Consider the following 13,122-nt stretch of genomic DNA (forward strand, 5'->3'; position numbering starts at 1 on the left):
ATGGACCCGCGCCTGCTGCCGTACTACACCCGCGAGTTGCAGCACGTGCGCGACATGGGCGCGGAGTTTGCGCGCGAGTATCCCAAGATCGCCGGCCGGCTCGGCCTGGACGCGTTCGAATGCGCCGACCCGTATGTCGAGCGGCTGCTGGAAGGCTTCGCGTTTCTGGCCGCGCGTGTGCAACTCAAGCTGGACGCGCAGTACCCGGTGTTCACCCAGCACCTGCTGGAGATGGTCTACCCGCATTATCTAGCGCCGCTGCCGTCGATGGCGGTGGTGCAATTGCAGCCGGACCTGAAAGACAGCGGGCTGGCAGCAGGCGTCGTCGTGTCGCGGCACAGCGCGCTGCGCAGCCTGGTCGGCCCCGGCGAGCGCACCGCCTGCGAATTCCGCACCGCGCATCCGGTGACCTTGTGGCCGTTGCAACTGGCCGAGGCCAAGTATCTGGAATCGCCAGCCGCCTTGGCCGCTGCCGGCATCGCTTTGCCGCCCGGGCGCGTGGTGCGTGCCGGCGTGCGGCTGCGCTTCGAGCTGGTGGGTGGTGCGCAGACGCACGCGCTGGCGCTGGATCGGCTGCCGCTGTTTCTGGCCGGCGCCGACGGCCTGCCCAAGCGGTTGTACGAACAACTGCATGCCGATACCACCGCCGTGGTGGTGCGTGGCAGCGATGCCCGCGGTGGCACGCTGGAGGTGACGCTGGACGCCGATGCCGTGCAGATGCGCGGCTTTGCCGACGACGACGCATTGATTCCGTACGACGGCCGTTCGTTCAGTGGCTATCGCCTGCTGCAGGAGTATTTCGCCTGCCCGGAGCGCTTTTTGTTCGCAGAGCTCGCCGGGCTGCGCGCGCCATTGCGGCGGTTGCACGGCAGCAGCTTCGAGGTGGTGGTGTTGCTGCAACGCAGCCTGCCCAGCCTGGCTGCGGCAGTAGACGCCGAGCACTTCAAATTGTTCTGCACCCCGGCGATCAATCTGTTCCCGCGCCGCGCCGATCGCATCCATCTGCAGGCCGGGTTGCACGAGTACCACGTGCTGGCCGACCGCACCCGGCCGATGGATTTCGAGATCCATCACCTGGGCGAGGTCGAAGGCTTCGGCGATCGTCAGGAGCCCGAGCAATGCTTCACCCCGTTCTATGGTGGCGACGCACGCACCTGGCATGCACGGCATGGCGCGTTCTACAGCATGCGCCGTGAACCGCGCATGCTATCGGCACGTCAGCGCCGCGATGGCGCGCGGTCGAGCTATGTGGGCAGCGAAGTCTTCGTCAGCCTGGTCGATGCCGACGATCAGGCCCACAGCACGCGCCTGCGGCAGCTTGGGCTGCAACTGTGGTGCAGCAACCGCGATCTGCCGCTGCATATGCCGGTAGGCAAGGGCGCCACCGATTTCACCATGGACAGCGGCGTGCCGGTACGGAGCGTGCGCTGCGTGGCCGGGCCGACCAAGCCGCGCCCGGCGTTGTCGGATGGGCAGACTGCGTGGCGCCTGCTCAGTCAATTGCAGCTCAATTATCTGTCGCTGTTCGAAGATGGCCCCGACGGCGCCGCTGCGCTACGCGAGATCCTCACCCTGTATTGCGACCCGTTCGACGCATCCGCGCAGCGGCAGATCGAAGGCGTCAAGCAGGTGAGCGGCACACCGATCGTGCGGCGCATTCCGGTGCCGGGTCCGATCACCTTCGGCCGCGGCCTGGAGATCACGCTGACCTGCGAGGACGCCGCCTTCGAAGGCACTGGCGCGTTTCTGCTGGCTTCGGTGCTGCGGCACTTCTTCGCGCGCTATGTCTCGGTGAATTCCTTTACCGAAACCGTGCTGCGTACCACCGAACGCAACGAGGTGGCCCGATGGCCAGCCCAGCCCGGCACGCGCCCGCGCCTGTGAGCGCCGCGGCTGCCGCGCTGGCACAGGCGCTGCAGGCCCGGCCACAGGATTTCAGCCCATTCGCGGCCTTGCGCGCGATCGAACGCTGCCATCCGCAGCAGCCGCGCCTGGGCGAATCGGCGCGCGCCAGCGACGATGTGCTGCGGCTGCGGCATGCGCCATCACTGGCATTCGCACCCCATGCGCTGCACCGCTACGCACCGGCAACGCACGATCAGCCTGCCGCGCTGTACGGTCTGTTTTTAGGCCTGTTCGGCCCGAATGCGCCGTTGCCGTTGCACCTGACCGAATACGCCATCGAGCGTGCGCAGCAAGCCAAGGACGGCACCTTCGCCGCGTTTGCCGATGTGTTCCACCACCGCATGCTGAGCCTGTTTTACCGCGCCTGGGCGCAGGCACAGCCCAGCGTGCAGGCCGAGCGCCCGGCGAGCGACCAGTTCCGTGCGTGGCTGGATGCATTGGTGGGCATCGCCAGCCCGCACCTGCGCCAACGCGATGCATTGCCGGACGATGCACGTCGTTACTACGCCGGCCGTCTTGGCACCGCCACACGCACGCCGGAAGGCTTGCGTGCCCTGCTGCAACAGTTGTTCGAATGGCCGGTGCAGGTACAGGAATTCGTCGCCGAATGGATGCGCCTGCCGGCCGATGCGCACCTGCAACTTGGTTTGGGTCCGCGCAACGCGCGGCTGGGCGTGGACAGCGTGGTGGGCGCACACGTGCGTGGAGCCCAGCAACGCGTGCGCATCCGCCTGGGGCCGCTGCCGCGCCTGGCGTTTCAACGCTTTCTGCCGGGTGGCCAGGCGCTGAAGCAACTCACCGCCACGGTGCGCAGCTATCTGGGCGACGAATTCGGCTGGGAACTGCAGCTATCGCTCAAGGCCGACGAGGTCCCTACGCCGCACCTGGCGCGCAATAGCCGGCTGGGCCTGGACACCTGGCTGGGCCGCCGCGCCTGGAGCATTGCCGATGCCGACGATGTGGTGCTGCACCCCTCCGGGTGACGCGCAGCGCGTACTGATTCGCTCACCACCTATCTATTCGATTCAAGGACGCACCATGGCCGAGATCTCCCGCAGTTCCCTGTTCGGCAAGCTCAATCCGCTGGCCTACCGCGGCATCGAAAGCGCCACCGTGTTCTGCAAGCTGCGCGGCAACCCGTATGTGGAGTTGGTGCATTGGCTGCATCAGTTGCTGCAGCTGCAGGACTCGGACCTGCACCGCATCATCAGGCACTTTCAGCTCAACCCGTCCACGCTTGCGCGCGATGTCACCGCCGCGCTGGATGGCTTGCCGCGCGGCTCCACTGCCGTGACCGATCTATCGGCCAATGTCGAAGAAGCGGTGGAGCGCGGTTGGGTGTACGCCTCACTCGGTTTTGGTGAAGCGCAAGTACGCACCGGCTATCTGGTGGTCGGTATGTTGAGCGTGCGTGGCTTGCGTCACGCGTTGCTGGCGATCTCCAAGGAGTTCGACAAGCTCAAGCCCGCAGTGCTCAACGAGCGCTTCGCCGAGATCGTGGCCGGCTCGCCGGAAGATGGCTTGCTGCCCAGCGATGGATTTTCGCTTGGTCAGGCCGCTGCACCCGGGGAGACCAGCGGTGCCATCGCGCCTGCGGCACTCGGCAAGCAGGAAGCGCTGAAGAAATTCACCACCGACCTCACCGCCCAGGCGCGCGAAGGCAAGCTGGACCCGATCATCGGCCGCGACGACGAGATCCGCCAGGTGGTCGACATCCTGATGCGCCGCCGCCAGAACAACCCGATCCTGGTCGGCGAAGCCGGCGTCGGCAAGACCGCGGTGGTGGAAGGGTTCGCGCAGCGCATCGCGCGCGGCGACGTGCCGCCCGCGCTGAAAGACGTGCAATTGCGCACCCTCGATGTCGGTCTGTTGCAGGCTGGCGCCAGCATGAAGGGCGAGTTCGAACAGCGCCTGCGCGCGGTGATCGACGAGGTGCAGGCCAGCCCCAAGCCGATCATTTTGTTCGTCGACGAAACCCACACCCTCATCGGCGCCGGTGGTGCCGCAGGCACCGGCGATGCGGCGAACCTGCTCAAGCCGGCACTGGCGCGCGGCACGCTGCGCACGGTGGGCGCGACCACGTTTGCCGAATACAAGAAATACATCGAAAAAGACCCCGCGCTGACGCGGCGCTTCCAGGCCGTGCAGGTGGACGAACCGGACGAAGCCAAGGCGGTACGCATGATGCGCGGCGTCGCTTCGATGATGGAACAGCATCACCGCGTGCAGATCCTCGACGAAGCGCTGGAAGCGGCGGTCAAGCTCAGCCACCGCTACATCCCTGCGCGGCAGCTGCCGGACAAGTCGGTGAGCCTGCTGGACACGGCCTGCGCGCGCGTGGCGGTGAGCCTGCATGCCACGCCTGCGGAAGTGGACGACAGCCGCCGACGCATCGAATCGCTGGACACCGAGCAGGCGATCATCGAGCGCGAGCGTGCGATCGGCATCGTGGTGGAGGAGCGTGCCGCTGCGTGTGCTGGCCTGCTGGAAAGCGAGCACGGCCGCCTGCAGGCGTTGGAACAGCGTTGGGTTGCAGAAAAGGCATTGGTCGACGAGCTGTTGTCGCTGCGCGCGCAATTGCGCAGTGACAATGCGCCCGTAGAAGGCACTGGCAGCGCACTGGAAGCAGAGGCCGATACCGCGCAGGCAGCGTCTGGCGACATCGCCGTGCTCGACGCACCGGTGCAGGTTGATCGCGACACGCTGCTGGCGCGCCTGCAACTGGTGCAGGCGGAACTAGGCGCGCTCCAAGGCGAATCGCCTCTGATCCTGCCCACTGTCGATCATCAGGCCGTTGCTGCCGTCGTCGCCGACTGGACCGGCATCCCGGTCGGGCGCATGGCGCGCAACGAGATCGACACCGTGCTGCGCCTGCCCGAACTGCTGGCCAAGCGCGTGATCGGCCAGGACCACGCCATGGAGATGATCGCCAAGCGCATACAGACCAGCCGCGCCGGCCTGGATAACCCGGACAAACCGATCGGCGTGTTCCTGCTGGCCGGCACCTCCGGCGTGGGCAAGACCGAAACCGCACTCGCCCTGGCCGAAACGCTGTACGGCGGCGAGCAGAACCTGATCACCATCAACATGAGCGAATACCAGGAAGCGCACACCGTCTCATCGCTCAAGGGCGCGCCGCCGGGCTACGTGGGCTACGGCGAAGGCGGCGTGCTGACCGAAGCGGTGCGACGCAAGCCGTACTCAGTGGTGCTGCTGGATGAAGTGGAGAAGGCCCACCCCGACGTCCACGAACTGTTCTTCCAGGTCTTCGACAAGGGCTGGATGGAAGACGGCGAAGGCCGCCGCATCGACTTCCGCAACACCCTCATCATCCTCACCAGCAACGCCGGCACCGACCTCATCGCCAGCCTGTGCAAGGACCCGGACCTGATGCCCGACCCGGAAGGCATGGCCAAGGCCATCCGCGAGCCGTTGTTGAAGGTGTTTCCGCCGGCATTGCTCGGGCGGCTGGTCTCGATTCCGTATTACCCGCTCAGTAACGCCATGCTCGGACAGATCGTGCGACTGCAGTTGAACCGCATCAAGCAGCGGATCGAAGAGCGCTACAGGATTCCATTCGACTACGACGACTCGGTGGTGGAGTTGGTTGTCTCGCGGTGCACCGAGAGTGAATCGGGCGGACGGATGATCGATGCGATTTTGACTAACTGGGTGTTGCCGGAGATCAGTCGGGAGTTTCTGGAACGCGCGAATAGTGGTGATCCGGTTTTGCGGATCGAACTGGGTGCTTGCGATAGAAGCTTCGTTTACGACTTCCTAAAAAATAGGCATCAGGAGACTAAGAATGGCAACCTATGACAGTATGTTGGAAGAATTTAGAAGCCTGATCTATAAGGATGGGTGGGGGGTTAAGCGGGGTGAATTCCCTGCGCCTAAGGATGCTAAATACATTCGCGATCTGGCAAGAGTTGGAGCTTTTCTTAACCCGGAAAATGAGCTTTTTTGCGAGGCGTTGGAACTGCTCGACACTGCTATGATTGATCTGTTTAATCTCAGGACTGGGACGTCGTTCAGGAAAAATAAGATAAAGCTAAATAGCTTTTCAACGTTTGAGCATGGCCGAAAATTGGAAGTCGCATGTAAAGAAACTGGTCTAGACGCAACTAAGCACCTGTTGGCAAGTGTGCTGGCGGAAATGGAGATTAAGGAGGGGTTTCAGGGTATAAGCGAAGCTGGAAAATGTGTGTCATTTTATAATAATTTAGGTGATGATGAATTTGGTGGGGCAATAAAATCAATGCACCTGGCGAAAGACTATGTGGGAAGCGATCATGGAGCCTTCACGCACCGAATTCAGTGGTATTGCGCTTCTGTCGTTAAGAGGAAGCTTGAGTTGGAGAACGCGAAAACTAGTTCTACGTTCAAGTCATCAGGACTTGTCTGGGGTCTCGTCTTTGATCGAAATGCACGTGAAGGGGTTATCGTAGAGCCAAATGACTTTAGGCGCCCCGAGTTAATGAACCCTTGGATTGCTAATAATCCCCGCTATGGTAATCATTCATGGCCTGTCCTCAGTTCGTTCTTAAAATCTAGGCTTGAAAGAATGTCCGGGCGCGGCTGGTCGTCAGATGTGTTGAAGATTAATATTGCGTCGAAGATTTATCCGGATAAGGCAAAGCCTTCACTCGGCTATCGCAAGGCATCCGCAGTTGAAAATGAAAAAGAAATTCGCGAATTTAATCTTAGTAGCGAGGAGATGGCCGTGGTTGAAAAGGCAGCTACAGGCTCGTCATTTGATGCTGCGATGATACCGAAGCCTGGATTTGTAAGTTTCAAGGGCGGCATTAAGGTATCTATCTAGTTAGACTATTCGACCACTCCAAATTTTAGAAAAATGAATAAATTTTCCAGTAAAAAGGGGTCAGGGTCTGAGGTTTGCACACTTTTTCAAGCTAAAAATCGCAGGTTCTGACTGGCTTCCGGCGAGAAGTGGCGTAGTGCGTCCAGCATGCGTGGACAGGTGTTCTAGCCATCCGCGACATGAAGCTTCCTGGCCTAGCCGCATCAGGCAGTACAGTCTGCGCGAGGTCCGGTAAGGGTTGAGATTGTGCTGCGTCGATCGCTTCGGCGGCCATGCCTGCCAACCATGAGGCGAACATCGCCAGTGCGTGCAGCAGCAATAGTGTCTCGATGCGCTCGCGCTTGCGGGTCAGGCTACCCTCGAAGGCTTGGCCGTAGCGATGCGGGGTAACAGTGTCAGGTTCGCTTTCTCCATGAGCCTGATTTTACGAAGAGTAACTAAATGCAATCCGCCACCCGCCTGACCGACGTGCATCCGCCCGAGTGGTGACCGTATGTTGCTGCATGTCGGTGCTGCCGATTATTGCGCCGGGTGCGCCGGGTGCACCGACGGTGCTGATCAGAGCCAAAAGGGGCACAGGTAATTAGCCGGCCACATTACGTCCAACAAGGGGACCCAGGTCATTAGGCCGCATAAAAAAGTAGTGCATTCGTGGACTTGATATGCGCCCGGTGTATTGAGCAAATGAATGTCGCGAACGTCAAGCGGATGGCCGACATTTCGTGTCTCCGGTGCGACTGCGCCACTTCAGCTGCTTCCGGGATCTCTCACCAAAGACGAGGTGATGTATGGTTGAACTAGTATGCAGCGTCTGCAAGAAGCCCGCCTTGGGATTGGTCACCAAGCCGGTGAATCCATCCGACCAGCGTCATCGCAAATGTGATGGCGCAACGGTGGTGGCGCAGCAGAGCGTGGTTGTCCAGAAATCCGCGCTTGCCGCACAGGGAAGCGAAAAAGCGGCAGCACGCAAAGCCCTGACTGGCCGCGATCACCAGGGAAACCATGACAGCCGGACCAAACCGGAGGTGCGCGGAGGTCCAAAGGGCGATCGGCACGATCACGGACGGCGTCAGAATGGCTCGGCCGGGCAGAAGTGATCACGAACGTTCAGTACTCCGTCCGGGCACGATCGGGGTGCTTCCGGTGATGTCACCCAAACGAACGGGCGCAGGTTCACGTGAGAAGCCAACCCGACACTGGTCGTCCCTGTTGAACCGGATCGGGAAGTGGATCGAGCAGCGTGACAGACCTGCTTCCGAGTCCTGGCTTGAGTGATGCAGTGCGCCGCATGCCGGACGACTGAGACGTTCTGTCGGGTTCGCTTGCGCAGGCCCGGTACGGTTGGTACCGACCATCACCTCACGGGAAAAAAGCATGAACATTTCGAGCAGCGGCGTTCTCAACATCGTGGCCGCAACGTATGGATTGAAGGACGTCACCGCGCAGGTGGCGGCATTGGTCAACCGCAGTGCCGCCCCGCAGACGCTATCGGTGGCGGCCAACAATGCGACCTTTACCGACACCTGGCCAAATCATGCCAAGGTGCTGACAGTGGTCTACCGCTACGACGATGGTGCAACGCGCACCGTGGCGGCGAAGGAGGGGGCCACGCTGAGCGTCGGGGCGACCGAGTTCGCGCAGGCGGACGCGCAGGCAGGCGATATCGCCGCCACCGGGCCCGTGCTCACGATCTGGGGCGCGAGCTACGGTCCGGTGGATGTGACCGCCAAGGTGCAGGGTCTGGTGCAGCAGAGCGACCAGACGCTCGATATCACTGCCAACAACGCGACCTTTACCGATACCTGGCCGAACAACGTCAAGACCCTGGTGGTGGTGGCCAGCTACACGGGGCAGGTTCCGTTCATCGACATCGTGGTGGAAGGCAGCCCCTATGCCTTGAGGTATCGTCCGCACCTGCAGGTGCTCAGCGCCTTCTGGGGCCTGCAGGATGTGACCGGTATCCTGCAGGCCAATGTCAGGCAGCGCCACGTGAGCCTGCCGGCATCCAATGCGGTGTTCGGCGATGGCTGGCCCGGTAACGCAAAGACGCTGTGCGTGGTATTCCAATACGCCGACTACGCGCCGCAATCTTCCATCATCCAGGAGGGCGGCACGCTCACCATCGACTACACCGCGTCCACGCCTGCATACACGCCGCCGGTGGATCCGGCTGCGCTGAACATCATCGCGGCCAGTTACGGGCGCAGCGATGTGACTGCCAAGGTCGCCGGGCTGGTCAGCGGTCAGGCATTGAACATCACGGCCAACAACGCCACCTTCGGCGATAGCTGGCCGAATGTCGCCAAATCCTTCGTCGCCGTTTACAGCTGGGGGTCGGCGGCGATCTCCAGCACCGTGGTGCGCGAAGGGCAACCGGTCGCGCTGACCCGCCCGGAACCGGCGTTTGCGATCGACCAGAACTTCGTGTCGATGGCGGGGCTGTTCGCCACCGGCGACGAGATCAAGCTCAGCGCCGCGGCCGGCGGTTTCTGGCAGGTGGGCGCGAACCAGCAGATCGTCGCCAGCGCCGCGTCCAGCGCCGCAGCGGAGACCTTCACCTTGTCGATTCCAGGTGCGGCCGGCTCGCCGATCGTGCAGCTGCGCTGCAGCGACGGCAGCTACGTGCAATTGGCCGCCGACGGTACCTTGCATGCCGGCGGCAGTGCGCAGAACGCGGCCAATCTGGTGCCGTCGCTGCAGTCCAATGGCGCCTTGAACCTGGGTATCGCCGGCGGTGCGCCGTTCGTGGCGGTGGACGCCAATAACGCGATCGTGGGCAGCGGGAACTACAGCCCGGATTTTTCCACCTGCTTCAGTTTCCTGTTCAACCCCACCCAGGCCGGACTGGACAACCATCTCAAGGCGTTTGTGGGCGGTGACCTGTCCACCGAGGATCTGAATCTGGCGCTGGTCAAGGTGATCTGGGATCTGACCGGCGGGTGCTTCCTGGCGATTGGTCTGGGGCCGTTGATCGGCAATGCCGACAGGCTCGGCCCTGGCGTCTACCGGTTGCTCGAGGGCTATCCCAGCGTCATGCGCGCGATCAACGGGTTGATCGCCACGGTCGGCAACAACCGGACCGCGTCGGCCGGCGCGCTGCTGACGGTGTTGGTGGCCGTGTACGAAGCCGGCGTGTTCATGCCGTTGCTGCGGCTGGTGCTGAGTATGGCCGGGTGGTGGGCGCTGTCGATGGCGCTGGTCACCATCCTGACCAAGGTGCTGGGCGGTGCGGCGAGCGCCGGTGCGACGGTGGCGGCAGAACTGATCACCAGCTTTGCGATCTGGGCCTACCAGACGACGATGGACGTGCTGGCCTACGTAGCCTCGACCAGCGCTGGGGCGGCCTTCCTGATTGCACAGGACGACAGGAGCGCCGCGCCGTCGCCGCTGCTGGAGGCCTGATCCGCATCCAGGCACCCGCCACGTCATTGCGGCGCGGCGGGTGTTGGGCCTGCGCTGATGGGGTGTGGCGATGTTTGCCGAGCAGCGGCAGGGCGAGCGTGTTATCGACATCACCATCTGGGTGGATCGGCGCAGGAGATCTCGGTGCTCGCACTGCTGGGTTTGATGGTCTGCAGCCGATGCACGCGAACTCACATCGCAGCATGAGCGCAGCGCCGCAGCCATGCACTGAGCGTGCGCGCGTCGGCGGCGATAGCAACATACGGGCGTGCGCGGATTGCCACGCGAGATAATCGGCTCGGGACAGCGGCGGTAGGACGTACCGCCGAGCCAGCGCCAGCGCGACACTCGCCTGGCGTCGCCGCGATGCCGCACACTTGCCGCTTGGTCGAACACAGGACGAAGCAATGGCACGGCGATGTGGATGGAGCGGAATACTGATGTGGCTGGCGGCTTTCGGCGCGATGGCGGCTGGTCCGACGCCTGGCGAATACAGCACCAAGCAAGGTTGGGGCAGCCTGCAGGTCGGCGACAAGGGTGGGGCGCGCCACTTCGAGATTCTCGCCGTGGGCGCCAACGGCCACACCTGTTCGCTGGAGGGCACGCTGCAAGGCGACACGGCGGAAGTGAGCGATGCCAGCGACACGCCGTGCAAGCTCGCGTTCAAGCCGGTGGCAGGTGGCTTCAGCATCGCCGCACTGACGCAAGACAGCTGCCGCGATTACTGCGGCATGCGCGCCAGCTTCGAAGGCGACTATCTGCAGTTGCCTGCCGGCTGCACCTCCCCGGCCAGCAGCCGACGACGTGAGGCGTACCTGCGGAATTATCGTGGCAAGCGCTATAGCGAAGCACTTGCCGGCATGCAGGCGTTCGCGGGCGAGTGCGGCGAGTTCCTCAACTGGCTTGATCGCGACCGTTTCGCCAACGACCGCGCGCTCACTCTGCTGCGGCTGAACCGACCGCAAGAATGCCTGGCGGCACTGGACCAGACCATGGCCGGTCGCAGCCGCGACGAGGCGTCGTTCCAGGCGGAGATGGACAAGGACAGCACGATGTTGCCGCCCAGCGACTGGGATGCGTACCTGCCCATCGCCAAGTCCACCTGGTTCAATCGCAAGCTCTGCGAGGCGGCCAAGGGCTGAGGACGATGACGTGTTTTGCTGCGCGCAGGGAAGCCCCTGCGCGCAGCATCGCATGGATGGTCGCTCACTCGCTCGTGCGTGATCGAGGGGATGCTGAAGAACATTCACGCTTGCAGTCGCACGCGTTGGTACTCAGAACATCATCGCTATTTCAGCCGGCAGCGGATGGACAATCGAGTTCATCGTTGGAATCTTCCTGATACGTCAGTCATATCGTCCCGGATCGTCCAGCACCGCCAGGCGTTCCATCGCCGCAATTGCTGTGGCCGATCGCACTCCAGCGTCTTGCCTAGCTTGACGGCCTGGAGCTCGCTGCAGACAGAACCACGATTGACAATGTTCGCAACCTGCTGAAACCCCGTTTCCTTGCCGCGCCAATACCACCAACCGTCAGCGCATAGCTGTCCCCAAAAAACGCCAGCGCCTGCGGTACTGTGCGATCTTGGATGTAACGCCGGAACCGCACGCCATTGAAAGCGCCTGCACGCGTGGAGCATGTGTCGTTGGGTGACACGCAATTGCGCGGCATTGCAGAAGTGCGTCATCGCGAGCTGCAAGAATGCCGGCCGCAGCCTCGTCGTGATTGCCGCACACAAAAGAGCGGCGCCGAACCGACGCCGCTCCGTTGCAATGGATAAATCCGCCGCGCTCAATCCTTTCGATAGATCACACCCAGCTTGTCGATTTCATCGCCGGCGCGGCCGGTGAAGCCGGCGATATGCCAGCCGGTGGGGGCGGTGAGGGTATAGCGTTCGCTGGCCGGGGTGCCGGCGGCGATGCTGCGGCCCTGGTTGGTGGTCAGGCTGAGCGAGAACAACCGGGTGCGGCCGTTGTACTGGCCAAGCGTGACGGTGGCCGAGGTGAGCGTCTCGCCGCTGCGCAGGGCCAAGCTGGTGGCGGTTCCGCCGCTGCCGCCGTGGGCCAGGGTGGCGCCGTTGTCCAGGCTGGCGGCCACCGCATCCAGGCGTTCGGCGCCGCGCAGGGTGACGCTGCGCAGTTGGCGCTGGTGGGCGCCGACGGCCACGTCGTTGAACGGTACGCCATGCGGTCCGCCAAAGCTGTCGCTGGTGCGCACATCGGCGCCCACCGCCCAGCCGAATTGCGTGTACAGCGGATAGTGATCCGACAGCGGCTTGCCGGCGCTGTCGTAGAAGTTGCCTGGGTCGAGCTGGTAGCGGTTGGCGGCCAGGGTCAGCTGCGGCGCGGCGCGGTACAGGATCTTGTCCACCACCTCGCAGGTGTTGGTCGGCGGCGTGCCGCACAGCAATGGTGCGGCGCCGGCCGCCGGGGCGGTGCCCTTGATCAGTTCCACCCACGGATCGATCAGGTTGTTGCTGGCGATCAGCTCGCGGATGTTGTCTTCGCTGCGGGTGTAGCGGGTGTTGGAGTCCATCATCACCAGCACGGCGTTACCGGCCGACCAGGTGCCGATGAATTGCGACAACTGGCTGATGTTGGCGCGGCGGGCGGCCAGGTCGGCGGTTTCGGTACCGGCATTGGGGTGGGCGTTGTAGACGTCCAGCAGCACCCCGTTGTCCAGCCGCACCTGCATGTAGCTGAAGCCCTTCGGTGTGAGGCAATCGGTGCCGTTGCACTTGTCCCACTTGACCCGGGTGAAGTCGTTGAAGGGATAGTTGCTCAGCGTGTTGAGGCCATCGCCGATGGCGGCACCGCCGCTGGTGGGCGTGCGGTAGGGATGGTTGTCGCCGGCGTAGAGCGCAGCGTGGTAGTTGAAGTCTTCCCGTAAGCTCCCCCGATCCGCAGACACCGCATAAGTAGATCTTTCTGGCATCGTTCCAAGTCAGGAGGTTCCATGCGCACATCGAAGTTCACCGAGACACAGATCATCGC

At 63.0% G+C, this 13,122-nt stretch carries 7 protein-coding genes and 1 pseudogene; 6 read left to right on the forward strand and 2 right to left on the reverse strand.

Translation table 11 applies throughout. The features are described 5' to 3' along the window. Genes tssF through EO156_RS16225 form a run of 4 tightly spaced genes read left to right on the forward strand, consistent with a single transcriptional unit; the run spans window position 1 to window position 6,727 of the window. Complete coding sequence (gene tssF / locus EO156_RS16210; protein ID WP_029829651.1) at window positions 1-1,884, forward strand: type VI secretion system baseplate subunit TssF; 1,884 nt, start codon at window positions 1-3, stop codon at window positions 1,882-1,884. Then, entirely contained in the window at window positions 1,848-2,888 is a 1,041-nt protein-coding gene (tssG, locus tag EO156_RS16215; protein WP_029829650.1) for a type VI secretion system baseplate subunit TssG, read from the forward strand. Before tssF ends, tssG begins: the two co-directional genes overlap by 37 nt. Before the next feature lie 55 nt (window positions 2,889-2,943). Beyond that, the gene (gene tssH, locus EO156_RS16220) at window positions 2,944-5,724 is read left to right on the forward strand and encodes a type VI secretion system ATPase TssH (protein WP_016849975.1); all 2,781 of its coding nucleotides are present in this window, start codon (window positions 2,944-2,946) and stop codon (window positions 5,722-5,724) included. Then, complete coding sequence (locus EO156_RS16225) at window positions 5,711-6,727, forward strand: LirA/MavJ family T4SS effector (protein ID WP_124632107.1); 1,017 nt, start codon at window positions 5,711-5,713, stop codon at window positions 6,725-6,727. Before tssH ends, EO156_RS16225 begins: the two co-directional genes overlap by 14 nt. Window positions 6,728-7,524: 797 nt before the next feature. Here EO156_RS16225 and EO156_RS16235 read toward each other — a convergent pair. Beyond that, on the reverse strand, window positions 7,525-7,788 hold the full coding sequence (locus EO156_RS16235; RefSeq protein WP_016849976.1) for a hypothetical protein: 264 nt from the start codon (window positions 7,786-7,788) through the stop codon (window positions 7,525-7,527). A gap of 313 nt (window positions 7,789-8,101) precedes the next feature. Between EO156_RS16235 and EO156_RS16240 the strand changes: the two genes are divergently transcribed. Beyond that, window positions 8,102-10,129, forward strand: a complete 2,028-nt coding sequence (locus EO156_RS16240; RefSeq protein ID WP_016849977.1) for a hypothetical protein — start codon at window positions 8,102-8,104, stop codon at window positions 10,127-10,129. Between the two features lie 407 nt (window positions 10,130-10,536). Continuing rightward, a complete protein-coding gene (locus EO156_RS16245; RefSeq protein ID WP_016849978.1) occupies window positions 10,537-11,271 on the forward strand; it encodes a hypothetical protein in 735 nt (244 codons plus the stop codon). Between the two features lie 649 nt (window positions 11,272-11,920). On the opposite strand, the pseudogene EO156_RS16255 reads toward EO156_RS16245, so the two are convergent. Next, window positions 11,921-13,018 (reverse strand): annotated as a pseudogene (locus EO156_RS16255) (jacalin-like lectin); the annotation flags it as partial. Window positions 13,019-13,122 lie beyond the last annotated feature (104 nt).

The sequence above is a fragment of the Xanthomonas sp. DAR33341 genome (assembly GCF_003992815.1).
Classification (GTDB): Bacteria; Pseudomonadota; Gammaproteobacteria; order Xanthomonadales; family Xanthomonadaceae; genus Xanthomonas; species Xanthomonas cissicola.

Excerpts from the sequence above, each read along its gene's own strand:
- tssF (WP_029829651.1), top strand. The coding sequence starts at position 1 with ATGGACCCGCGCCTGCTGCCGTACTACACCCGCGAGTTGCAGCACGTG.
- tssG (WP_029829650.1), top strand. The coding sequence starts at position 1,848 with ATGGCCAGCCCAGCCCGGCACGCGCCCGCGCCTGTGAGCGCCGCGGCT.
- tssH (WP_016849975.1), top strand. The coding sequence starts at position 2,944 with ATGGCCGAGATCTCCCGCAGTTCCCTGTTCGGCAAGCTCAATCCGCTG.
- EO156_RS16225 (WP_124632107.1), top strand. The coding sequence starts at position 5,711 with ATGGCAACCTATGACAGTATGTTGGAAGAATTTAGAAGCCTGATCTAT.
- EO156_RS16240 (WP_016849977.1), top strand. The coding sequence starts at position 8,102 with ATGAACATTTCGAGCAGCGGCGTTCTCAACATCGTGGCCGCAACGTAT.
- EO156_RS16245 (WP_016849978.1), top strand. The coding sequence starts at position 10,537 with ATGGCACGGCGATGTGGATGGAGCGGAATACTGATGTGGCTGGCGGCT.